The sequence below is a fragment of the Serratia sp. MF1(2023) genome (assembly GCF_030954545.1).
Lineage (GTDB): Bacteria > Pseudomonadota > Gammaproteobacteria > Enterobacterales > Enterobacteriaceae > Serratia > Serratia sarumanii.
Genome location: NZ_JAVHUX010000008.1, coordinates 425,197 through 447,190, shown reverse-complemented (window position 1 = coordinate 447,190; position 21,994 = coordinate 425,197). Strand labels below are relative to the sequence as shown.

At 60.1% G+C, this 21,994-nt stretch carries 21 protein-coding genes; 13 read left to right on the top strand and 8 right to left on the bottom strand.

Annotation, left to right across the window (positions count from 1 at the left end):
• Positions 1-49: 49 nt before the first annotated feature.
• The gene (locus tag REA38_RS04990; RefSeq protein ID WP_079656318.1) at positions 50-1,348 is read left to right on the top strand and encodes an SLC13 family permease; all 1,299 of its coding nucleotides are present in this window, start codon (positions 50-52) and stop codon (positions 1,346-1,348) included.
• On the opposite strand, the gene dapF is transcribed toward REA38_RS04990, so the two are convergent.
• The 3 genes from dapF to REA38_RS04975 all read right to left on the bottom strand — a co-directional run bounded on the left by dapF (position 1,323) and on the right by REA38_RS04975 (position 3,020).
• Positions 1,323-2,198, bottom strand: coding sequence for a diaminopimelate epimerase (gene dapF / locus REA38_RS04985; protein ID WP_047568715.1), 876 nt, complete (start codon positions 2,196-2,198; stop codon positions 1,323-1,325). The genes REA38_RS04990 and dapF overlap by 26 nt on opposite strands.
• A 113-nt stretch (positions 2,199-2,311) precedes the next feature.
• Positions 2,312-2,569, bottom strand: coding sequence for a YdgH/BhsA/McbA-like domain containing protein (locus REA38_RS04980; protein WP_033637577.1), 258 nt, complete (start codon positions 2,567-2,569; stop codon positions 2,312-2,314).
• Positions 2,570-2,762: 193 nt separating this feature from the next.
• On the bottom strand, positions 2,763-3,020 hold the full coding sequence (locus tag REA38_RS04975) for a DUF1471 domain-containing protein (protein ID WP_033637578.1): 258 nt from the start codon (positions 3,018-3,020) through the stop codon (positions 2,763-2,765).
• 176 nt (positions 3,021-3,196) lie between these two features.
• Here REA38_RS04975 and REA38_RS04970 point away from each other — a divergent pair, with 176 nt between their 5' ends.
• Entirely contained in the window at positions 3,197-3,841 is a 645-nt protein-coding gene (locus tag REA38_RS04970; RefSeq protein WP_033637579.1) for a TetR/AcrR family transcriptional regulator, read from the top strand.
• A 35-nt stretch (positions 3,842-3,876) separates the two neighbouring features.
• On the opposite strand, the gene REA38_RS04965 is transcribed toward REA38_RS04970, so the two are convergent.
• The 4 genes from REA38_RS04965 to REA38_RS04950 all read right to left on the bottom strand — a co-directional run bounded on the left by REA38_RS04965 (position 3,877) and on the right by REA38_RS04950 (position 7,109).
• Positions 3,877-4,695 carry a MetQ/NlpA family ABC transporter substrate-binding protein gene (locus tag REA38_RS04965; protein WP_308885189.1) on the bottom strand — a complete coding sequence of 273 codons (819 nt, stop codon included), beginning with the start codon at positions 4,693-4,695 and terminating at the stop codon, positions 3,877-3,879.
• 19 nt (positions 4,696-4,714) lie between these two features.
• A complete protein-coding gene (locus tag REA38_RS04960) occupies positions 4,715-5,383 on the bottom strand; it encodes a methionine ABC transporter permease (RefSeq protein WP_033637581.1) in 669 nt (222 codons plus the stop codon).
• The gene (locus REA38_RS04955; protein WP_308885188.1) at positions 5,376-6,401 is read right to left on the bottom strand and encodes a methionine ABC transporter ATP-binding protein; all 1,026 of its coding nucleotides are present in this window, start codon (positions 6,399-6,401) and stop codon (positions 5,376-5,378) included. Before REA38_RS04955 ends, REA38_RS04960 begins: the two co-directional genes overlap by 8 nt.
• Before the next feature lie 264 nt (positions 6,402-6,665).
• Entirely contained in the window at positions 6,666-7,109 is a 444-nt protein-coding gene (locus REA38_RS04950; RefSeq protein ID WP_015377088.1) for an acetyltransferase, read from the bottom strand.
• 241 nt (positions 7,110-7,350) lie between these two features.
• Between REA38_RS04950 and REA38_RS04945 the strand changes: the two genes are divergently transcribed.
• The 3 genes from REA38_RS04945 to REA38_RS04935 all read left to right on the top strand — a co-directional run bounded on the left by REA38_RS04945 (position 7,351) and on the right by REA38_RS04935 (position 10,047).
• Positions 7,351-8,223, top strand: a complete 873-nt coding sequence (locus REA38_RS04945; protein ID WP_004939498.1) for an oxygenase MpaB family protein — start codon at positions 7,351-7,353, stop codon at positions 8,221-8,223.
• A gap of 163 nt (positions 8,224-8,386) precedes the next feature.
• Entirely contained in the window at positions 8,387-9,490 is a 1,104-nt protein-coding gene (locus REA38_RS04940) for a suppressor of fused domain protein (protein WP_043146926.1), read from the top strand.
• Between the two features lie 29 nt (positions 9,491-9,519).
• On the top strand, positions 9,520-10,047 hold the full coding sequence (locus REA38_RS04935) for a cysteine hydrolase family protein (protein WP_060452743.1): 528 nt from the start codon (positions 9,520-9,522) through the stop codon (positions 10,045-10,047).
• A gap of 33 nt (positions 10,048-10,080) precedes the next feature.
• On the opposite strand, the gene REA38_RS04930 is transcribed toward REA38_RS04935, so the two are convergent.
• Positions 10,081-10,956, bottom strand: coding sequence for an NAD(P)-dependent oxidoreductase (locus tag REA38_RS04930; RefSeq protein WP_060438056.1), 876 nt, complete (start codon positions 10,954-10,956; stop codon positions 10,081-10,083).
• A gap of 279 nt (positions 10,957-11,235) precedes the next feature.
• Here REA38_RS04930 and trpS point away from each other — a divergent pair, with 279 nt between their 5' ends.
• The 8 genes from trpS to atzF all read left to right on the top strand — a co-directional run bounded on the left by trpS (position 11,236) and on the right by atzF (position 21,993).
• Entirely contained in the window at positions 11,236-12,243 is a 1,008-nt protein-coding gene (gene trpS / locus REA38_RS04925) for a tryptophan--tRNA ligase (protein WP_041034039.1), read from the top strand.
• A gap of 117 nt (positions 12,244-12,360) precedes the next feature.
• Positions 12,361-13,194 carry a phosphonate ABC transporter ATP-binding protein gene (phnC, locus tag REA38_RS04920; RefSeq protein WP_308885186.1) on the top strand — a complete coding sequence of 278 codons (834 nt, stop codon included), beginning with the start codon at positions 12,361-12,363 and terminating at the stop codon, positions 13,192-13,194.
• A 41-nt stretch (positions 13,195-13,235) separates the two neighbouring features.
• Positions 13,236-14,168: a phosphonate ABC transporter substrate-binding protein gene (gene phnD, locus REA38_RS04915; protein WP_025302014.1), complete on the top strand. Its 933-nt coding sequence runs from the start codon at positions 13,236-13,238 to the stop codon at positions 14,166-14,168.
• A gap of 78 nt (positions 14,169-14,246) precedes the next feature.
• Entirely contained in the window at positions 14,247-15,110 is an 864-nt protein-coding gene (gene phnE / locus REA38_RS04910; RefSeq protein ID WP_033637590.1) for a phosphonate ABC transporter, permease protein PhnE, read from the top strand.
• On the top strand, positions 15,107-16,006 hold the full coding sequence (gene phnE, locus REA38_RS04905; RefSeq protein ID WP_033637591.1) for a phosphonate ABC transporter, permease protein PhnE: 900 nt from the start codon (positions 15,107-15,109) through the stop codon (positions 16,004-16,006). Before phnE (REA38_RS04910) ends, phnE (REA38_RS04905) begins: the two co-directional genes overlap by 4 nt.
• 108 nt (positions 16,007-16,114) lie before the next feature.
• Entirely contained in the window at positions 16,115-16,579 is a 465-nt protein-coding gene (locus tag REA38_RS04900; protein WP_004939471.1) for a DUF1456 family protein, read from the top strand.
• 187 nt (positions 16,580-16,766) lie between these two features.
• The gene (locus REA38_RS04895) at positions 16,767-19,910 is read left to right on the top strand and encodes a right-handed parallel beta-helix repeat-containing protein (protein ID WP_308885183.1); all 3,144 of its coding nucleotides are present in this window, start codon (positions 16,767-16,769) and stop codon (positions 19,908-19,910) included.
• 253 nt (positions 19,911-20,163) lie between these two features.
• Complete coding sequence (atzF, locus tag REA38_RS04890) at positions 20,164-21,993, top strand: allophanate hydrolase (RefSeq protein WP_308885181.1); 1,830 nt, start codon at positions 20,164-20,166, stop codon at positions 21,991-21,993.
• Position 21,994: the final 1 nt, after the last annotated feature.

Here is a 21,994-nt window from a genome sequence, read left to right as displayed (position 1 = left end):
CCTGTTAACCGTTTGATAACAATCACAACGTTTTATCAGGGAGGAAACTATGTTGGGGGATCCGATGGCGCTGTCCGCGCTGGTCACGCTGGTGGTCATCGCGCTATGGGCCAGCGCCCGCTTACCGGAGTATCTGGTCGCGCTGCTGTTCTTCGCGGCGGTGATGGTGTTGCAGCTGGCGCCCGCCGCAGTGACCTTTTCCGGTTTCGCGTCTTCCGCATTCTGGCTGGTGCTCAGCGGTTTCGTGCTGGGCACCGCCATCCGCAGCACCGGCTTGGCGGATCGCCTGGCCAACCGACTCTTGCCGCACCTGGCCGGCTCCTGGCCGCGCCTGGTGGGCGGCGTGGTGGCGATAAGCTACGCGCTGGCGTTTGTCATGCCTTCCAACATGGGGCGCATTACGCTGTTGATGCCGATCGTCATGGCGTTGGCCGATCGCGCCGGTCTGGCGGAGGGCTCGCGCGGCCGCATCGGTTTGGCGCTGGCGGTGGGATTCGGCACCTTCCAGCTCTCCGCCAGCATCCTGCCGGCCAACGTGCCCAACCTGGTGATGAGCGGCGCGGCGGAAAGCGCCTACGGCAGCCACTTCGCTTATCTCTCTTACCTGCTGTTGCACGCCCCGGTGCTCGGGGTTGCCAAAGGCGCGCTGCTGACGCTGTGCATCTGCGGCCTGTTCCGTGCGCGGCCGCAGCCGGTGGCGGCCGAGGCAGCGCAAACCCCGCTCAGCGCCGCCGAATGGCGGCTAATCGCGCTGTTGGGCGCCACGGTGTTGCTGTGGATGACCGACAGCTGGCACGGCATCGCTCCCGCCTGGATCGGGTTGGCGGCGGCCTGCTTGTGCCTGTTGCCGCGTATCGGGTTTCTCAACGGCGAGCAGTTCGCCGCCGGGGTTAACGTGCGCACCTGCATCTACGTGGCGGGGATCCTGGGGCTGACGGCGCTGGTCAGCCACTCGGGGCTTGGCGATCGGTTGGGCGGTGCGCTGCTGGCGATGATGCCGGATCTGCACGGCAAACCGTTCACCGCATTCGGTTCGCTGGTGGGGATCACCGCATTGCTGAATTTCGTGGTGACCGCCAACGGCGTGCCGGCGCTGTTTACCCCGCTGGCGCAGGCGCTGTCCGCGGGCAGCGGCCTGCCGCTGCTGACGGTGCTGATGACCCAGGTGATCGGTTACGCCACGCCGCTGCTGCCGTATCAGGCTTCGCCGATCGTGGTGGCGATGGGGATGGGCAAAGTGCCGGCGCGCGAAGGGCTGAAGCTGTGCCTGCTGTTGGCCGCGCTCAGTTTTGCGCTGCTGGTGCCGTTGGACTATCTGTGGTTCAGACTGCTGGGGTGGATCCCGTAAACAGCCCCGCGCCGCCGGCAAAACAATCTTCGTCCAGCGTCAGGGTGGCGATTTTATGCACCGGTCCGCGCATGCTGACCTGAAAATCGCCGCTGAAGGCGATCTGCAGTTCGCCGCCAGGCATCCGCACGCTAACCCGATCGCCGACTCGTCCCAACTTGCGCATCACGCTGGCGGCGGCGCAGCTGCTGCTGCCGGAGGCGAGGGTAAAACCGGCGCCGCGCTCCCAGATGCCGATGCGCAGCGTCTGGCGATCGACCACTTCCACCAGTTGTACATTGGTGCGTTTCGGGAACAGCGGATGGCGTTCAATCTGCGGTCCGAGCCGATGCACCTGCGCCAGATCCAGTTTCTCCACCGGCACCACGCAGTGCGGGTTGCCCATCGACACCAGCGAAACGCTTAACGTCTCCTCCCTCAGGGGCAGGGGATAGTTCAGCGCCTCCGGCAGATCGATCAAGGCCGGCAGCGCCGCCGGGCTGAAATTGGCGCGCCCCATCTCCACGGTTATCTGATGCGCGTCTTCCGCCACTTGGCAACGCACGTCGCCGCCGGCGGTGTGCACCAGAAACGGCTGATGCCCTACGCGCTCGCTGTCGAACAGATACCGCGCGTAGATACGCAGGCCGTTGCCGCTTTTCTCCGCTTCGGAGCCGTCCGGGTTGATGATGCGCAGGGTGGGATTGACGGCGTCGCCGCTGTCGATCAGCAGGCCGTCGGAACCGATGCCGTAATGCGGGTGGCACAGCAGGCGGATCTGTTCCTGGCTCAGACGATCGGCGACCGAACGGTGGCATACCAGGTAGTCGTTGCCCAGGCCGTGATATTTGTGAAACAGCAGGGGGGTCATGTCGTTGCTCGGCTCAGCAAAAAAAGGTTGCTACAGCTTACAACAGAACGTTGGCGTCAAAACAAACAAAAGGCGGCCTGAGCCGCCCTTTTGCACGAATACCTATCTGGCAATTAATTGTAGATGATCGCGGTACCGTGCAGTTTGTTGTCGCCGGTGGTGGCGATGATCTGGAAGGATTTGGCGCCGGCCGCGTCGGCTTTGGCCGCCAGTTTGTTTTCCAGGCTGCTCAGGTCGGAAGCACCGCTGACGGTAACGACGCCGGTTTTTTGCAGATCGGCCGGTTGAGCGTTGACCAGTTCGGCGGCGAAGCTGCCGAAGGAGACGGAGGCCAGTGCGATGGCGGCGATGGTCATTTTCAGGTTTTTCATGGTCTTATTTCCTATCTATGTTCTTTACGATGTTTGTTTTGTAATGTCGTTAAATTAATTAACGATCGATAATTTAATGTTAGATGCCGGTTTGACGGATTGCAAGTATTTTTTTAATGCTCGTTAATTAATTTTTTTTGATGCCCTGGCGTCGGGAGCAGAATTTCTCGCGATCCGCTGGTTTAATGTCTTGTTATTGATAGATTTCTGCGGTTCCATGCAGCTGGTTGTTACCACCGGCGCCGATGATGCGGAAGGATTTGGCACCCGCCTGATCGGCTTTGGCGGCCAGGCTGCTTTCCAGCGAGGTCAGATCGGACGCGCCGCTGACGGTGATGACGCCCACTTTCTGCTGGTCTGCCGGTTGGTTCTGGACTAAATCGGCGGCGAAGCTGCCGAAGGAAACGCTGGCCAGAGTGAGAGCTGCTAAGGTTAATTTTAAGTTTTTCATAATGTTAATTCCTTTCCGATAACGGTGAATAGAGGGTTTTAATCCGCTTCGCTAAATTATCTTAACGATCGATAACTAAATGCTAATCGGTTCTCGACGAAGGCGCAATATTTTTTTATAATGATCGTTAATTTATTTGTGCTAACCCTGCCGTGGAGCGGGATAGGAGAGGAACGATGAGCATCAATGAAGAGGTTTGCGGCAAGAAAAGCCGCGGCAGACCGAAACAATTTGATCGCGACCGGGCGCTGGAAAGCGCGCTCGATCTGTTCTGGCGGCACGGTTATGAAGCCACCTCGCTGGCCGATCTGGTGGAAGTGACCGGCGCCAAGGCGCCGACGCTGTATGCGGAATTCGGCAACAAGGAAGGAATGTTCCGCGCGGCGGTGGAACGCTATCTGCAAAAATACACCACCTGCACCAACCAACTGTTGGAGCAGGATCTGCCGGTGGCCGAGATCGTCGAGGCCTACGTGCGCTCTTCCGTTGAAGTGTTTACCGACCCCGATACGCCGTCAGGCTGCTTTATGGTGTGCGCCTCGGCCGCGCTGTCGTCTGCGTCCGACGACGTCGCCCAGATGCTGCGCAGGAAACATCATGCGCAGGAAGCGGCGCTGAAGGCCTGCTTCGATCGCAAGGTGCAGCAGGGCGAACTGCTGGCGAAAACCGACACCACGCTGCTGGCGAAATACGTGATTTGCACCATTGAAGGCATGTCGGTGCAGGCGCGCGAAGGGGCAAGCCGGAGCGATCTGCTGCGGTTGCTGGAGGCGTTGATGCTGGTGTGGCCGCGGCTCAGCCAGATTGGCAATAAGGTGTAACAACCGGCCCGGCTTTTATCGGGCCGTGTAACCGATTATTGATTGACCGGGATCACCGCGCCCTGGTATTTCTCGCGGATAAAGTCCTGAATCGGTTTGGAGTGCAGCACCTTCACCAGCGCCACGATCTCCGGTTTGTTCACGTCGGCCTGGTGCACGGTGATGATGTTGGCGTACGGGTTGTTTTCGCCGCTTTCGACCGCGATCGGATCTTTGGTCGGATTCAGCCCGGCGTCGATGGCGTAGTTGGCGTTGATCACCACCGCGTCGCCTTCGTCGTTGTTGTACATCTGCGGCAGCAGCGCGCCTTCAACGTTGGCCTGGAACTTCAGGTGTTTCGGGTTTTCCACCACGTCGCTGATGCGCGCGTCCACCTTGCTCACCCCCGGCTTCAGCTTAATCACGCCTTCCCGTTCAAAAATAGACAGGATGCGGCCTTCTTCCGCCACCGCGTCGCGCATGATGATTTTGCCGTTTTCCGGCAGATCTTTCAGGCTCTTGTACTTCTTCGAGTAGATGCCGATAGGCTCAATATGGATCGCGCTGGCGCTGACGAAGTCGTAGCTCTTGTCGTCGGCGTGGTCTTTCAGCACCGAGTTCAGGTAAGGCACGTGCTGGAAGTAGTTGGCGTCGATGTCGTGGCTGGCCAAGGCGGTATTCGGCAGGATGTAGTCCTGAAAGCGCTTGATCTGCAGATCGATGCCTTCCTTCGCCAGTATCGGCTTGGCCTGTTCGAGGATCTCGGCGTGCGGCACGTTGGAGGCGCCGACCACCAGCTTGGTCGCTGCCGTGGCGCCAAAAGAGGCGAGGGTGGCGACGGAGGCGAAAGCCAACATCAGTAGGTGCTTTTTCATCATCGTTTTCCTTGGTTAATTAACGTTTATCGAGCGTTCTTGTCAGGGTGTCGCCGATGAACTGAATGACGAAAACGATCAGCAGGATCGTCAGCGTCGCCACCAGCGTCACGTCACTGTGGTTGCGTTGGAACCCTTCCAGATAGGCCAGGTTGCCCAGGCCACCGGCGCCGATCACCCCGGCCATCGCGGTGTAGCTCACCAGCGCGATCAGGGTGACGGTGATGCCGGAAACCAGCGCCGGCGAGCTCTCCGGCAGCAATACGCGGAAAATCAGGGTGCGGTTTTTGGCGCCCATCGAGCGCGCCGCTTCGATCACCCCTTTGTCGACCTCGCGCAGCGCGATCTCTACCAGCCGGGCGTAGAACGGCGCCGCGCCGACGATCAGTGCCGGCAGGGCCGCGTCCGCGCCGAGAATGGTGCCGATCAGCGATTTGGTGAACGGGATCAGCAGCACGATCAGAATGATGAACGGAATGGAGCGGAAGACGTTGACCAGTACGGAGATCAGCGAGTAGACCGCCCGGTTCTGCCACAGCTGGCCTTTCGAGGTTAAAAACAGCAGCACGCCGAGCACGATGCCCAGCACCAGCGTGGCCAAACCGGCGATGCCGGTCATGTACAGCGTTTCCCAGGTGGCGTCCCACAGTTGGTCCAGACGCAGGTGGGGGAACAGGGATTCAATCATGTTGGATAACCTCGACGGCGATATCTCTTTCGTGCAGCAGGCTGAGCATGTCGGCGACTTGTTGTTCGTTGCCTTCGGCGTGAATGTACAGTTCGCCGAACGAACCGTTGAGGGTGTGGCTGATCTTGCCGTGCAGAATGTTGATGGTCAGGGCGTAGCGCCGGATCACTTCAGAGATCACCGCCTGATGGGTTTGCACGCCCACGAAGGTCAGCTTGAAAATCGCCCCCGGCAGATGGGCGGTGAGCAGCGGGTTGAAGCTCTCTTCGGTATCCGCATACTGCGACACCTGTTTGACGAACTGCCGGGTGATCGGTTGCTGTGGCCGGGTGAACACGTCGAGTACCGGGCCTTCTTCGACGATGCGGCCGTTTTCCATCACCGCCACGCGGTGGCAGATTTTGCGCACCACGTGCATCTCGTGGGTGATCAGCACGATGGTCAATTTCAACTGGCGGTTGATGTCCAGCAGCAGGTCGAGAATGGCGTCGGTGGTCTGCGGGTCGAGCGCCGAGGTGGCCTCGTCGCACAGCAGCACGCTCGGGTTATTGGCCAGCGCGCGGGCGATGCCGACGCGCTGTTTCTGGCCGCCGCTGAGCTGCGACGGGTAGGCGTCTTCGCGCCCCTGCAGGCCTACCAGCGCGATCAGTTCCGCCACGCGCGGCGCAATCTGCGCCTTGGGCACGCCGGCGATCTGCATGGAAAAAGCGATGTTTTGGCTGACGGTGCGCGACCACAGCAGGTTGAAGTGCTGAAACACCATGCTGATTTTCAGGCGCGCCTGGCGCAGGTGGCTGCCTTTGGCGCGGGCGATATTGAAGCCGCCTACGTCAATGCGGCCGCTGGTGGGCGTTTCCAGGCCGTTAAGCAGGCGGATGAGCGTGCTTTTGCCGGCGCCGCTGTAGCCGATGATGCCGTAAATTTGCCCGGCCTCTACTGCCAGACTGACGTTGTCTACCGCCACGACGCGGCCCTGTGTGCTGTCAAAAGTTTTGCAAACGTTCGAAAGAACGATCATAGCGAAGCGGATCCTTATCGATACATCACAGCATTCCGTCCAGAGCGCGGTGCGCCGGACAGGGATCGTTCGGCTTTTCTGCGGGGCACAACCCGGCGGGGAGTGGCGGACGGAATCTCTGTTGCGGGTGAATACCGGGCAATCCTACCGAGGGTTTATAGTGACAGGAAGAATGTAAATTCTATTACTTATTCTGATTTGATATATAAACCGGCGGGTGAAACAGGGGGGAGAAAACCGGCCGCAGGGCGGCCGGCGGGAGGGCTAGCGTTTGTCCAGCTTCATGTGCAGCAGCGGGAACGGGTTGCCCTGGCCGTCGAGCGGCGAGCGGCCGGTGATGACAAACCCGTAGTGGCGATAGAAGCCGCTGGCCTGCGGGTTTTGCTCATTCACGTCCAGCTGCAGTTCATCGTGCAGCGTTTCCGCGTGGGTCAGCAGCGCTTTGCCCACCCCTTTGCCGCGCTGATCGGCGTCGATGAACAGCATCTCCACCTTGTTGCCGTTCAGGCCAATAAAGCCGCAGGGGTGCCCCGGCCGCTCTTCGGCCACCCAGACGTTAACCGCCGGCAGGTAGTCGTTCAGCACCAGCGGGAACAGCTGCGCGATGTTGTCTTCGGTTAAAAAATGGTGAGTGGCGCGCACCGAACGCAGCCAGATATCTGCCAATTGCGCGTTGTCTTCCGCCGCGCGTGCTCTGATGGTAATCATCGAACTCTCTGCTATCTAAGTTGGAGGAAAAAAACTAGATAGAGGTTTTGTGGGGTTAGTGCCGAATTAACGTGGGTTAACGCCCTGCAAAGCGCCTCTGCAGTGGATCGAATAGGCCCGCCTTTCTGCCGACGGTATAATAAATGTAATTCAGTAAGTTAATGCTTTCAACCGCCGCAGGGCGCAATGGGGCGCCCGCCGCGTGATACACTGGCCGCTGAATGAGCGAGAGGGCAGCAGGATGGAAGCGGTACGCGCAGCGATAGAAAAACAGGTGCTCAGCCTGACTGGGCTGGCGCTCGGCGGCGTCGATTTTGAGAACCCGCCGGGCGATCCGGGCTTGTTCGGCCCGCAGTCGGTCATCTGGCAGGTACACCGCGATTTCACCCCGATGCTGTGCGGCGGCGTCAGCGCCTTGCTGCTGCAGATGCTGCACCCGCTGGCGCTGGCCGGGGTGTGGGATCACTCCAACTTCCGCGAAGATATGATTGGCCGCCTGCGCCGCACCAGCCAGTTCGTGTCGGTTACCACTTTCGGCCCGACCGCCGAGGCGCAGCGGCTGATTGCCAAAGTCAAAGCCATCCATCTGCGGGTGACCGGCGTCGGCAGCGACGGCACGCCTTATGCCGCCAGCGATCCGGCGCTGCTCACCTGGGTGCACGTCGCGGAGAGCAGCCGTTTTCTGGCCAGCCACCTGCGCTACCGCAACCCCCATCTTTCCCGCGATTTGCAGGATCAATACTACCGCGAAGCGGCGCGCGTGGCCGCCGCGCTGGGGGCGACCGCCATCCCTCAGTCCTGCGCGGAGGTCGAAGAGTACCTGCAGGCGATGCGGCCGCAGCTGGTCTGCGATGAACGCACGCAAGAGGTGGCGCGCATTCTGCTGAAGGCGCCGGCGCCGAGCGCATTGGCGCGCCCGCTCGGCGGGGTGGTGATGCAGGCGGGCATCGATCTGTTGCCCGATTGGGCGCAGCGGCAGTTCGGTTTTCATCCGGGCGCGCTGCGGCGGCGGCTGGTGCGAACGGGCGCCGCAGGCCTCGGCAAGGTGCTGGGCGCGTCGATGCGCAACGGCTCCTATCAGCGCGCGGTGCGGCGCATCACTCAGCCGTCATGAGCCACAGCCGCTATAATTAGTCTTTGTTTATCTTCGTTTACGGCCGCTTTTGAGACTTTTACGGGTGATCCGGCCAGTAATGCGTTTTACACTTGGGGGCAAAACCACATTCCATTTTTAGCGCGCAGCCGATTCTGCCGCGCCCTGACCCTATTGAGGTGATATGAACGAGTCATACGTACTTGCTGAAGTCAGCAATGAGAACCAGACGCTGGTTGCGGTGGTTCAGCAAGGGAGCAGGGCAGCCTATTTTTATATCTATCCCGCCGAAGCCTACAGCGATCGCTATCAGGTGCGCGCCTGCTGGCTGCGCAACCTGGCCGCCGCGCCGCTGCAGGAAGATCGCGCCGCGCTGGAACAAGGGCAGCCGCCGATGCTGGCGGCGGAGTATTGCCGCAACCTGGAAGGCGAAGCGCCGCTGAACCCGGAAGGGCTGATGGTGGTGTGGAGCGAAAGCGACGACGGCGCGGCCCTGTGGTATTACGGCCAACTGCTGGCGGTGATCCCCGGCTGGAGCCTGTATATCGACCATTCGGTGTGCTATTCCGCCAGCTGCATCAAGGAGAGCCCGCTGGCCTATCCGCTCGGTTCGGCCTCGACCAACACCCAGTATGCGCAGGCGGAGAGCACCCGCCAGTTCTGGCGCAGCTGGCAGCGTGAAGAGGGCAACCCGTGGCCGAAGATGCAGCGCGATTTTCAGGCGCGCTATGAGTCGCATTTCGGCCCTTCGGTGAAGTACTACGCCATCGATCAGGGCAAGTGGCCGCCGATGGCCATCACCCAGCACGAGCGCGACGGCATCTATTACTTCCTCACCATGGGGGTCAGCATCCGGCCGATGCCGTGGGTGGAGATCCTGTTCAACGACGAGGCTTCGCGCTATCGCCGTATGGAGATGGCGATCGCCATCGACAGCCAATACATGACCGAAGACAACGCGGTGCAGATGGCCAGCGCGCTGGCCGGTTTCGCGCATGCGCCGTGGGCGCGGCTGACCTGGATCGGCGAAGGGCATACGCTGGAGTCGGACGTGGCGCCGCTGGGCTACGAGGGCTATATTTTATCGTCGTCCTTCTACCCGCATAACGCGCACCTGACTCTGCCGCAGCAGTACGGCGATCCGGTGAACCTGTTCTGGGCCAGCCCGGTGTTTACCGCCGAGCGGCAGCTGGCGCACGCCACGCCGAACGGCGGGCACGATCTGGTGAACCGGCTGCGCGAGCAGGGCGTCGACCATATTTTCCGCCCGCGCCAGCCGGTGTGCTGACGCCACTTATCTTCTCTTCGGGAGCCGCCATGACCAGCGCGCTGTTGATTATCGATGTGCAGGAAGGATTGTTTACGCCGCCGCCGGCGGATGCCGCGGGCACCGTTGCGCGCATCAATCAACTGAGCGAGCGCGCCCGCCGGGCGGGCGTGCCGGTTGTCGTCATTCAGCACCACACGCCGGACGACGAACTGCCGCACGGCAGCGCCGCCTGGCAAGTGCTCGCGGCGCTGAAGGTGGCGCCGGGCGACCATCGGGTGGATAAAACCACGCCGGACTCGTTCCTGCGCACTTCGCTCGGCGCGTTACTGATCGCCAACGGCGTATCGCAGCTGGTGGTTTGCGGCTATTCCACGCCGTTTTGCATCGATACCACGGTGCGCAGCGCGGCGGCGCACGGTTATCCGGTGACGCTGGCGGCGGATGCGCATACCTGCCACGACAAACCCTATGCCGACGGTCTGCTGATCCGCACCCACCATAACGAGACGCTGTCGAATATCGACAGCTTCGGCGTGCCGATCCGCGCCGTGCCCGCGGCGGACATCGTGTTCTGAGAACGGAAAAACGGGGGCCTCGGCCCCCGTTCGTTATTTCAGGCCCGCCCGCCGCGCCGCCACCTTAGCCAGCGCCGCCCAGTCCAGATCCGCATCCCCCTGCGCCATCGCGTCGAGGAAGTTGTCTTTCAGCACCCCGGCGAACGGCATCGGCGTATGGCTGTCGGCGCCGGCGGCCAGCGCCAGGCCGACGTCCTTCAGCCCCAGCGCCAGCCGGAACCCGGCGGGGGAATACTTCTCGGCGGCGATCAGCGCGCCATAGCCCTGATAGGCCGGGGCGGCGAAGACGGTGCTACTCAGCATCTGCAGGTAGTCGGCGCCGGACACGCCGTAGTTGCGCACCAGCGCGCTGCCTTCCGCCATCGCTTCAATGGCGCTGGCCAGCGTAAAGTTGGTGGCGATTTTGACCACGTTGGCCTGCGCCGGATCGGCGCCGAAGTGCCAGGTTTTCTGGCCGAGGGCATCGAACAGCGGCTGCGCTTGCTTCAGCCGCTCGCTATCGCCGGCCGCCAGAATATTCAGCTTGCCGGCGGCGGCCACGTCGACCCGCCCCAGCACCGGCGCGGCGAGATAGCCGATGCCGTGTTCCGCATGCAGCGCCGTCAAACGCTTGGCGAGTTCGACCGAGATGGTCGCCATATTGATATGCAGCGCGCCCGGTTTCATCCGTTGCAGCAACCCGCTGTCGACCACCACCTGTTGCGTGGCGGCATCGTCGGCCAGCATGGTGATCAGCACGTCGGCATCGGCCAGCTGTTCCGGCCGTTCTGCCTGCCGCGCGCCGGCGCTCACCAGCGGCTGCGCCGCCTGCGGCGAGCGGTTCCATACCGTTAAGGCGAAGCCCGCTTGCAACAGGTTGGCCGCCATGGCGCTGCCCATCCCACCCAGTCCGGCAAATCCGATCTTCATCATGTGCTCCTTTTTCAGGTTGAAGGTTTTACCCTAGCGCGCCAGGGCAGGAACGCAAATGCCGGAGTGTAACGCCGTCTTACGCGCTATTGACGCGTTGCCGCTGCGGGTATACCTTGATGCCATGAATATATCGATGCACTCCACCCACAATCAGTCATGGTGGCGCCTCTTCTGAGGCGGCACGAGTATTCACATCTCTTATTAATGCCGCCGGTTTGGCGGCATTATTTTTTGTGGCGTTGATCCGGCGGTCTACAGACCTTCAGGAGCACTGTCATGAGTTACACCATTCTTACCGGCGATCGCGCCACCGGCCCACTGCATTTAGGCCACTTCGTCGGCTCGCTGCGCCAGCGCGTGGAACTGCAGCACCAGCATAACCAAACGGTGATGGTGGCGGATCTGCAGGGTCTGACCGACAACGGTAACAACCCGCAAAAAATCAGCGCCAACGTGCTCAACGTGGTGGCCGACTATCTGGCGGTGGGCATCGATCCGCATAAGACCACGATCTGCCTGCAGTCGGCGCTGCCGGCGTTGGCCGAGCTGACGATGTACTACCTTAATCTGGTCAGCGTGGCGCGGCTGGAGCGCAACCCGACGGTGAAAAACGAAATCGCCGAGAAGGATTTCGCCCGCAGCCTGCCGGCCGGTTTTTTGATTTATCCGGTCAGTCAGGCGGCGGACATCACCGCCTTTGGCGCCACCCACGTGCCGGTCGGTGAGGATCAGCTGCCGATGCTGGAGCAAACCAATGAGATCGTGCGGCGTTTCAACCACATCGTCGGCCAACCGATATTAACGGAGTGCCGGCCGCTGTTGAGCAACGTCGGGCGTCTGCCGGGGCTGGACGGGCAGGGCAAGATGTCGAAATCGCGCGGCAACGCCATTCAGCTTGGCGCCGGCGCCGACGAGGTGCACAAGGCGGTGATGAGCATGTTCACCGACCCCGGCCATCTCAACGTCAGCGATCCCGGCCGGGTGGAAGGCAACATGGTGTTCACCTACCTGGACGCCTTCTGCGAAGACACCGCGCTGGTGGCGGATCTGAAGGCGCACTATCGGCGCGGCGGGTTGGGGGACGTGAAAATCAAACGGCTGCTGGAGGATTGCCTGCAGAGCCTGCTCGAGCCGATCCGTGCCCGCCGCGCCGAATTCATCGCCGATAAAGGCGAGCTGACGCGCATCCTGCAGCACGGCACCCGCCGCGCGCATCAGGTCAGCCAGCAGACGCTGCAACAGGTCAAGACGGCGCTGGGGCTGGACTTCTTCACCCTGGCGTGAGGTGAACGCCGGGGCGGCACGCGTCACGCCCCGGCCATAAAACCATCATCCCACTGTCATAAACTTATCCGTTAATAGGTGCCCATAATGATTAGCCACTGAAACCAGAGAAATCATATGGCTCAGGCACTGTTAAAATTGGCACAGCACGACTTTCCAGGGCAGCACGCCGTCGCATCCCGCAAAGTATTGTCGGTAAAGGGACTCGGCAAGGCCTACAAAGCGCAGCAGCGCGTGCTGGATGACATCAATTTCGATCTGCACGCCGGCGAATTCGTGGCGGTGATCGGCCGCTCCGGCGCGGGCAAGTCCACGCTGCTGCACACCCTGAACGGCACCATTCCTTCCAGCTGCGGCGAGATGCTGCACTTCGAAGACGATGGTGTGGCGCAGGATATCGCCCAGCTGGCCGGCCGCCAGATGCGTCAGTGGCGCGCGCGCTGCGGCATGATCTTCCAGGACTTCTGCCTGGTGCCGCGGCTGGACGTGATGACCAACGTGCTGCTGGGCCGCCTGAGCCACACTTCCACTCTGAAATCCTTCTTCAAACTGTTCGATGACGCCGACCGCGCGCGCGCCATCGAGCTGTTGCAGTGGCTCAACATGCTGCCGCACGCGCTGCAGCGCGCCGAGCACCTCTCCGGCGGCCAGATGCAGCGCGTCGCCATCTGCCGCGCGCTGATGCAAAACCCGCAAATCCTGCTGGCCGATGAGCCGGTCGCGTCGCTCGATCCGAAAAACACCCGCCGCATCATGGACGCGCTGCAGAAAATCAGCGAAGACGGCATCGCGGTGATGGTGAACCTGCACTCGGTCGAACTGGTGAAAGAGTATTGCTCGCGGGTGATCGGCATCGCCCACGGGAAGATCGTGTTTGACGGGCATCCTTCGCAACTGAACGAACGGATCCTGCACCAGCTGTATGGCGAAGAAGCCAATCAGATCCATTGAAGCACTTTTGACCTTTACCCTTTACACACAAGGCACACCTGATGAAAAAAGTATTGAGTCTGACCACCCTGATGGCCGGCGCGATGATGGTATTTAATGCTGCCGCAGCGGATGCGCCGAAAGAGCTGAACCTGGGTATTCTCGGCGGCCAGAACGCCACCCAGCAGATCGGCGATAACCAGTGCGTGAAGCAGTTCCTGGACAAAGAGCTGAACGTCGATACCAAGCTGCGCAACTCGTCCGACTATTCCGGCGTGATCCAGGGCCTGCTGGGCGGCAAGATTGACCTGGTGCTGAGCATGTCGCCGTCGTCGTTCGCCTCGGTCTACATCAAGGATCCGAAAGCGGTGGACATCGTCGGCATCGCGGTCGACGACGTCGACCAGTCGCGCGGCTACCACTCGGTGGTGGTGGTGAAGGCCGGCAGCCCCTACCAGAAACTGGAAGATCTGAAGGGCAAGGCCATCGGCTTCGCCGATCCGGATTCCACCTCCGGCTTCCTGATCCCGAACCAGGCGTTTAAAAAGCTGTTCGGCGGCACGGTTGACAACAAATACAACAACACCTTCTCCAGCGTCACCTTCTCCGGTGGCCACGAGCAGGACATCCTCGGCGTGCTGAACGGCCAGTTCGAAGGCGCGGTGACCTGGGCGTCGATGATCGGCGACTACAACACCGGCTACACCAGCGGCGCGTTCACCCGCATGATCCGCATGGATCATCCAGACCTGATGAAGCAGATCCGCATCATCTGGCAGTCGCCGCTGATCCCGAACGGCCCGATCCTGGTGAGCAACTCGCTGCCGGCCGACTTCAAGGCCAAAGTGGTCACCGCCATCAAGAAGTTGGATAAAGACGATCACCAGTGCTTTATCAAAGCGATGGGCGGCAAGCAGCACATCGGCGACACCACCCTGGCGGAATACCAGACCATCATCGATATGAAGCGCGAGCTGACCAAAGGCGACCGTTAATTCCCGGCTGCCTCGGCCGTCCGAATGAAGGGGTTCAGCGTGCTGAGCCCCTTGTTCCATCAAGATGGAAGACCTGTTTTGAATACCGATTTCGCACACTATTACCAACGGATCCGCAGCAAGCAAAAGCGCGAGGCGCTGCTGTGGTCGCTCGGGCTGGTGGCGCTGTATCTGGGCGCCGGCAACCTCGCCGAGTTCAACCTGCACACCGTTTGGGTGTCTATTCCGCACTTCTTCGACTACCTGGCCGAAACCATTCCGACGCTGCACTGGCCTCTGCTGTTCGCCGACGGGCGCACCGAGGGCTCGCTGGCCTACTGGGGTTACCGCCTGAATATCCAGCTGCCGCTGATCTGGGAGACCCTGCAGCTGGCGCTGGCGGCGACCATTTTCTCGGTGCTGGTGGCGACCGTGCTGGCGTTCCTGGCGGCCGGCAACACCTATACCCCGGCCTCGGTGCGGCTGGCGATCCGCACGCTGGTGGCGTTTTTGCGCACCATGCCGGAGCTGGCGTGGGCGGTGATGTTCGTGATGGCGTTCGGCATCGGCGCTATTCCCGGCTTCCTGGCGCTGGCGCTGCACACCATCGGCAGCCTGACCAAGCTGTTCTACGAATCGATCGAAACCGCCTCCAACAAACCGGTGCGCGGGCTGGCGGCCTGCGGCGCCACGCCGCTGCAGCGCATGCGCTTCGGCCTGTGGCCGCAGGTGAAGCCGGTGTTTCTTTCCTACAGCTTCATGCGGCTGGAGATCAACTTCCGCCAGTCGACCATTTTGGGGCTGGTGGGGGCGGGCGGCATCGGCCAGGAGCTGATGACCAACATTAAACTCGACCGCTACGATCAGGTCAGCATGACGCTGCTGTTGATTATCGTGGTGGTTTCCGTGCTCGACTACGTGTCGGGCGAGCTGCGCAAGCGCGTGGTGGAGGGGGCAAAATGATAGCGGGCACTCCGGCCTCGGCGGAAACGCTGCGCCAGTTGAAACAGCAGCATCCGGCGATCTTCGCGCAGCAGGGGCGCTACCTGCGCACCGTCGGCCTGATAGCATTGGCGATCGTGCTGTACTACGTGTTCTTCTTCCTGGTGTTCGGCATTACCTGGCCGCAGTTTATCAACGGCTGCCAGCAGCTGGGGCGCTATTTCCTGCGCATGTTCGTCTGGCACGACTTCGTCAACTGGCCGTTCATGTACTACTTCCAGCAGATCGGCATCACCATCGCCATCGTGTTCGCCGGCACCATCACCGCGTCGCTGATCGCGCTGCCGCTGTCGTTCTTCGCCGCGCGCAACGTGATGTCGACGCCGCTGCTGCGGCCGATCTCCGTGCTGGTGCGCCGCTTGCTGGACGTGCTGCGCGGCATCGACATGGCGATCTGGGGGCTTATCTTCGTGCGCGCCGTCGGCATGGGGCCGCTGGCCGGGGTGTTGGCGATCGTGATGCAGGACGTCGGGCTGCTGGGCAAACTGTACGCCGAAGGGCACGAGGCGGTGGACAAGTCCCCCAGCCGTGGCCTGACGGCGGTAGGCGCCAACGGGTTGCAGAAGCACCGCTACGGCATCTTCACCCAATCGTTCCCCACCTTCCTGGCGCTCAGCCTGTACCAGATCGAGTCCAACACCCGCTCTGCGGCGGTGCTGGGCTTCGTCGGCGCCGGCGGCATCGGCCTGGTATACGCGGAGAACATGCGGCTGTGGAACTGGGACGTGGTGATGTTCATCACCCTGATCCTGGTGGTGGTGGTGATGATCATGGATAAGGTCTCGTCGATGTTGCGCAACAAGTACATCATCGGCGAAGACATCCCGCTGTATCAGCAAAAAAGTCAAATCGATTGAGAAACCCCTTGCCGATCCCTATACTGCCGCACATTCAAGGTGTGTGGCAGTCATTTCGTTTCGCAATGTGCGCACGTCCCCGTTAGACAAATAAGGCAATGCAATCCCATGATGAACAACGACGTGCTGCGCAGCGTGCGCTATATGCTGAGCATTAACAACGCAAAAATGGTCGAGATTATCAAACTGGACGATTTCGAGGTGGCGGTGTCGGCGATGGATGCTTACGTGATCAAAGAAGGCGAGCCGGGCTACGAGAAGTGCCCGGACGAAGTGATGGCGCACTTCCTCAACGGCCTGGTGTTCTTCAAGCGCGGCAAGGACGACAAGTTCCCGGCGCCGGCGGTTGAGCTGCCGATCACCAATAACCTGGTGCTGAAAAAGCTGCGCGTGGCGTTTGAGCTGAAAGACACCGATATGCACCAGATCTTCACCGCGGTGGACTTCCGTATCTCCAAGCCGGAGCTGAGCGCGCTGTTCCGCAAAGAAGGCACCAAGAACTACCGCCCGTGCGGCGATCAGATGCTGCGCTACTTCCTCAAAGGGCTGGCGCAGCGCGTTCGCGGCGAGTAACGCGCTGCGTTCACCGAACATCGGGCGCAATCGCAAGGTTGCGCCTTTTTTATTGCCGCTCTCCCGCCCGCCGTTGTTGTACTGGCCCTCAGCCATCCGCCATCGATGGTGGACGGGCCGCCCCCCGGTTACTTTTTTAGGGTTCGCTCAATGTCGATTGAAACGTCAAATCCAGAGGAGTAATTCAATGGCTCAAATGTCAAAAGAAGATCAGCAGTTCAACGCAGAAAATACCGCCGTTCAGGTCAATGACGGCGGCGAATTCGCTGAATATACCCCTGAACAGTTCGGTGCCGTAGGAGATGGTCTGGCCGATGATCGAGAGGCTGTCAGCGCCATGTTCGCTAAAGTGGCTATTGACGCCGCTAAATCGATAAAAAAACGGCAGGTCAGAATGGCGAATGTTTATAGATTGACGCTGGGTACGGCTTGGCAGCCTTTGCAGATCCCCAGCAACTGCCATGTTTATGGCGGTGGTGAAATTCACCTGGATGACGATACGCCTCAAATCAACATTTTTAATACCGTTGAGCAGTCGAATTTTATCGTAGAAGATCTGAGGATCACGAGAAAGGTGACTCAGAAAGATGCAGATCCTATTTGGTGGTACGCCACTCGCGCGTGTACCGGCATGGCTTTCACCCGTTGTGAAAACTTCACAGTGAGAAATTGCGTCATCAGTATGCATACTGATGCTTTGGGCCTTTCTGACTGTACGTCCGTTACCCTTGAGAACAATTTACTTAAAGATCTGGGAGAGGAACCTATCGCGGTTCGTGGAGGTCGCCATATCACGATCCAGAATAACGAGCTGACGAATCACCAGGGTGATGGGATCCTGCTGAAAACGGGCGTGAACAGAGAGGCTTATGACATATTAATCGTGAACAATCATATTCACGACGGGCACAAGCCTGCGAAACCGGCAGGGGCAGGGCACACGCAAAGAGGGGGCGGGGTGACGCTGAATAACGAGGTGACCGGCACGCCTCATTCATTCACTAACCTGACCGTTGCCAATAACCATATTGTTAATACCAGCTATGGCATCGCGCTGGGTGGAATCAGTGACATTAATATCTCTAATAACTACATCAAAACGATCGAAAGGTTCGGCATTCAGATAGACTATTCCTTAGTAAATAACCCCAGCAAAATCCCTACGAATAATTCCCGAATCATTGGGAATCACGTGGAAGATACCGTTGAGAATGGCATCGACTATCACGGCAATAACGATATTTCTGTCGCGGAGTCTGTTATCGCAGATAACTTTTTAAATTTCTGTGGTACCTCCACGGCGTCGGCCTTCAATGGCATTGCCGCAACGGAGGCGACCCTTTCAGGTAATATTATCAATAACTGTAAGGTCGCCCTGTTCGCCAATAGCTGCGTGATGACCGGTAACAAAATAACCAACTCCGGATGGACCAGTAGCCAGGTGTGGATCAAGCTCTATGGCGACCGCACGGTGTTTTCCGGCAATCGGGTAACGGACTCTGATTTTGGTTATATCCGCTTTTTGAATGGGAAAAACGCCATTATCGAAGGGAATGTGATTAAGCTTGCCTCGCCTGCTCGGGCACTGGAGTTAGGCGGGGCATTTGACGAAACGACCCTCATTGGCAAGAACGTCTGGGATTGCGCTTTTAAACCGATTCTCTCTACGATTGCTGGGGTAACGGGCAATCGACTCATTCAATATTCCTTCCCGAATGAAGGCGTGGCACACATTACCCCGCAGATGTTCGGTGCGAAAGGCGATTGGAATGATACAGCTGGCGTTGGGACGGATGATACGCAGGCGTTTAAACAGGCTATCGCCTATGCGATTAATCAAGGCTACAAGAAGCTCTATGTTCCTGTCGGCAACTATTACATTACGGATACGTTAAATTTAGGGGGAGAAAACTACATCGGAGATAAAGGCATTGCGATAGAGGGTGAAAATTGGATTAGCACGAAATTCTTCTTTAAGCCGACGTCTAATGATCATGCGTGTTTTGAGTCGAAAGGCGGTTCCGGGATCCATACCAACAGATATATCAGCGACGTGACGATTACGCCGGCCAAGGGCGCGTTATATACAGGCACCGGCTATCGGATCAATGGTTCCTGCTTCATGCGGCATGAAAGACTGCTGATTATGAAGTTTTTTGTGAATCTACATCTGTTGAACGGCTATGCCGGTGCGTTTACCGAGTTCGTCAGTTTTCACTCTTGCCGGTTCCACCGCGGCCTGTCCAACATATTGATGGAGAGCAATGGCGGGGATAGCTCCTTCCACGGCGTGGGGTTCCACGAAATTCAATGTCAGATAAAAGTTTCCGGCAATCCGGGCGATGGTGGCACAAATACGGATGCCGGCGTAGGGCTGGAGCTGAGAGGAAACGCCAACAGGGTGCGGTGGTACAACGGTTTCTGCTATATCCACCTGTTCGGCGGCGTCGGCGCTACGGCTATTAAACTCACCCGAACTGACACCGATAACATCTTGGGGCAGTTTACTTGCGAAGGTGAAACCATTCTTCAGAGTGATGGAAGCACTTTTGAATGCCGAGGCGGTTTCTATAATGTGAGTAATACCACTTACAATGTGGCGGCAGAGCCGGTAAACGGCATCGCGGCGGCATTTGTATTTGATAACATGATGAGCAATACGACAAGATTCGCCAACGCGGCAATCGCCGATATGGCTCCGAGGCAGCTTCCGTGGTCCTTGGCGGACAGAGCCAGCACTGGCACTTATCCAGTCATTTTTCATGGCATCAAGGGTGAATCCGATAACCTGTTCTATGCCGCCAGAGGAGGGAATACCAACTACCATTACTTTGGCGGCATTCCTCCAGGCAAAAACCTTCAGGGATTTGAACCAGGCGTCAGGTTGGCTCAGGACGGGGCTTCTTTCATTAGTTTTGCACCTAAGTTTACGCTCGGCGCTAATAACAATACGACCAGCAGTGGCGTATCCATCTCCCCTGCGGATTTTTCGCCGCAGAAGGATATCGCGACCGCCTTAGGACAACCTTCATTCAAATGGAGCGGGTTGTACACTAAGCAGTTAACGGTTGCGGATAATGGCATTTACCCGGCCGGCAACGGTGCTTATCCTATTGGCGGGCCGAATAACCAATTCTCCACTGGCCACATAAAAGTGTTGAATATTTATGATTCAGCGAACGTGAACGGAGATCCCATAGGTGTCAGAGTCGCCGTCCCCACTTCGGCCGCCGCCCCCGGTAAAGTCGGTCAATGGTCGGCAGATTCCGCATTCTTTTATGTTTGCACGGCGGCCAATACCTGGAGAAGGATCGCGTTAGAAAATTGGTAGCAACCTGGCCTGCAACATATTGCGTATTGATCCACATCCCCCTCCCGGGGCGGCGAGCGTCGTCGCCCCGGTTTTCCTCTGCATCATCCCCTTATTGCACTCTTTTTGTTCTCCCGCTGCGCGCCGCTGGTGCAGGTCGTTCGCCGTCGTCGTCATAAGTTTTAATTATAATTTATTGAAATCATGAGATTAAAAATTGGCACGCCGGTTGCTCTGTTGAATCCCATCTTGTGTACCAGATGGAATTCAGCCGATGAGCGACCCTGTTGAAACGTGCGGTTTTACCCTCAGTGAATGGCAGCACCATTATCAAACCCGTCCGGCGGGCGAGCGCCTCGCCAGCGTCAGCGCCACGATCGAAGCGCTGGTCGCCGATTTGGATTCAGACGACAACGCCTGGCTGTATCTCGCCACCCCGGCGCAGCGCGAGCGGCAGTATCGGCAACTGGCACAGAGGCTCGAAGCAGTCGCCGGCGATCTCAGCCGCCTGCCGCTGTTCGGCGTGCCCTTCGCCATCAAAGACAATATCGACGTCGGCGGCTGGCCGACCAGCGCCGCCTGCCCTGCGTTCACCTATCAGGCCGCGGCGGACGCCACCGTGGTCGCCAACCTGCGCGCCGCCGGGGCGATCGCCCTCGGTAAAACCAACCTCGACCAGTTCGCTACCGGGTTGGTGGGCACCCGCTCACCCTATGGCGCAGTGGTCAACAGCTTCGACAGCCGCTACGTCAGCGGCGGCTCCAGCTCCGGCTCCGCCTCGGTGGTGGCGCGCGGCCTGGTGCCGTTTGCGCTGGGCACCGACACCGCCGGTTCGGGGCGCGTGCCCGCCGGGTTCAACAACATCGTCGGGCTGAAGCCGACCAAAGGGCGGTTGTCCAACCGCGGCGTGGTGCCGGCCTGCCGGTTGAACGATACGGTATCGGTCTTCGCGCTGACGGTGGCCGATGCCGCGCAGGTGGCGGAACTGGCGAGCGGCTTTGACGAAGCAGATCCGTATTCCCGCCCCGATCCGCATACCGCGCCGGCGGATATCCCTGCCGCGCCGCGTTTTGCCGTTCCCGCCCAGCTGGAGTTTTTCGGTGACGTGCAGGCCGAGCGGGCGTTTCACCGCGCGCTGGCGCAGCTGCAGGCGGGCGGCGCCACGTTGGAGCCCCTCGATTTCGCGCCGTTTCGCACCCTGGCGGAGCAGCTGTATTACGGCCCCTGGGTGGCGGAGCGCACCGTGGCGATTGAGCAGGTGCTGGACGCGAGCCCGCAGGCTATCGACCCGGTGGTGCGCGGCATCGTCGGCAACGGCCTGGGCTACAGCGCCTGCGACGCCTACAAGGCGGAATACCTGCGTGCCGAGCTGGCGCGGCAGATCGCCCAGCGGCTGGCGCCGTTCGACGCGCTGGTGGTGCCGACCGCGCCCACTATTCGCACCCTGGCGGAGATGGCGCAGGAGCCGGTGCTGTTCAATTCTCAGTTCGGCACTTACACCAATTTCACCAACCTGGCCGATCTGAGCGCGCTGGCGCTGCCGGGGCCGCTGCGCGAAGACGGGCTGCCGGCGGGCATCACCCTGATTGCGCCCGCCTGGCATGACCGGGCGCTGGCGGCGTTTGGCCTGCGCTGGCAACGGCAAAGCGCCTTGCCGCTCGGGGCAACCGGCCGGGCATTGCCGCCGCAGCCGGCGCCGGCCCCGTCTTCGGGACACGTGCGTCTGGCGGTAGTGGGCGCTCACCTCAGCGGTATGCCGCTCAACGTCCAGCTGACGCAGCGCGACGCGGTGCGGGTTGAGCAAACCGTCACCGCTCCCTGTTACCGCCTGTACGCGCTGGCCGATACCGAGCCGCCGAAGCCGGGGCTGGCGCGTGTGGCGCAGGGAGCGGCGATCCGTCTTGAGCTGTGGGACATCCCGCTGGCCCGTTTCGGCGAGTTTGTGGCGGAAATTCCGGCGCCCTTGGGTATCGGCACGCTGCTGCTGGCGGACGGCCGGCGGGTGAAGGGGTTTATCTGCGAAGCCTGGGCGCTGGAAGGCGCCACGGATATTACCGAGTTTGGCGGTTGGCGCGACTATCTCGCCGGCGTTAAGGGGGCATGAA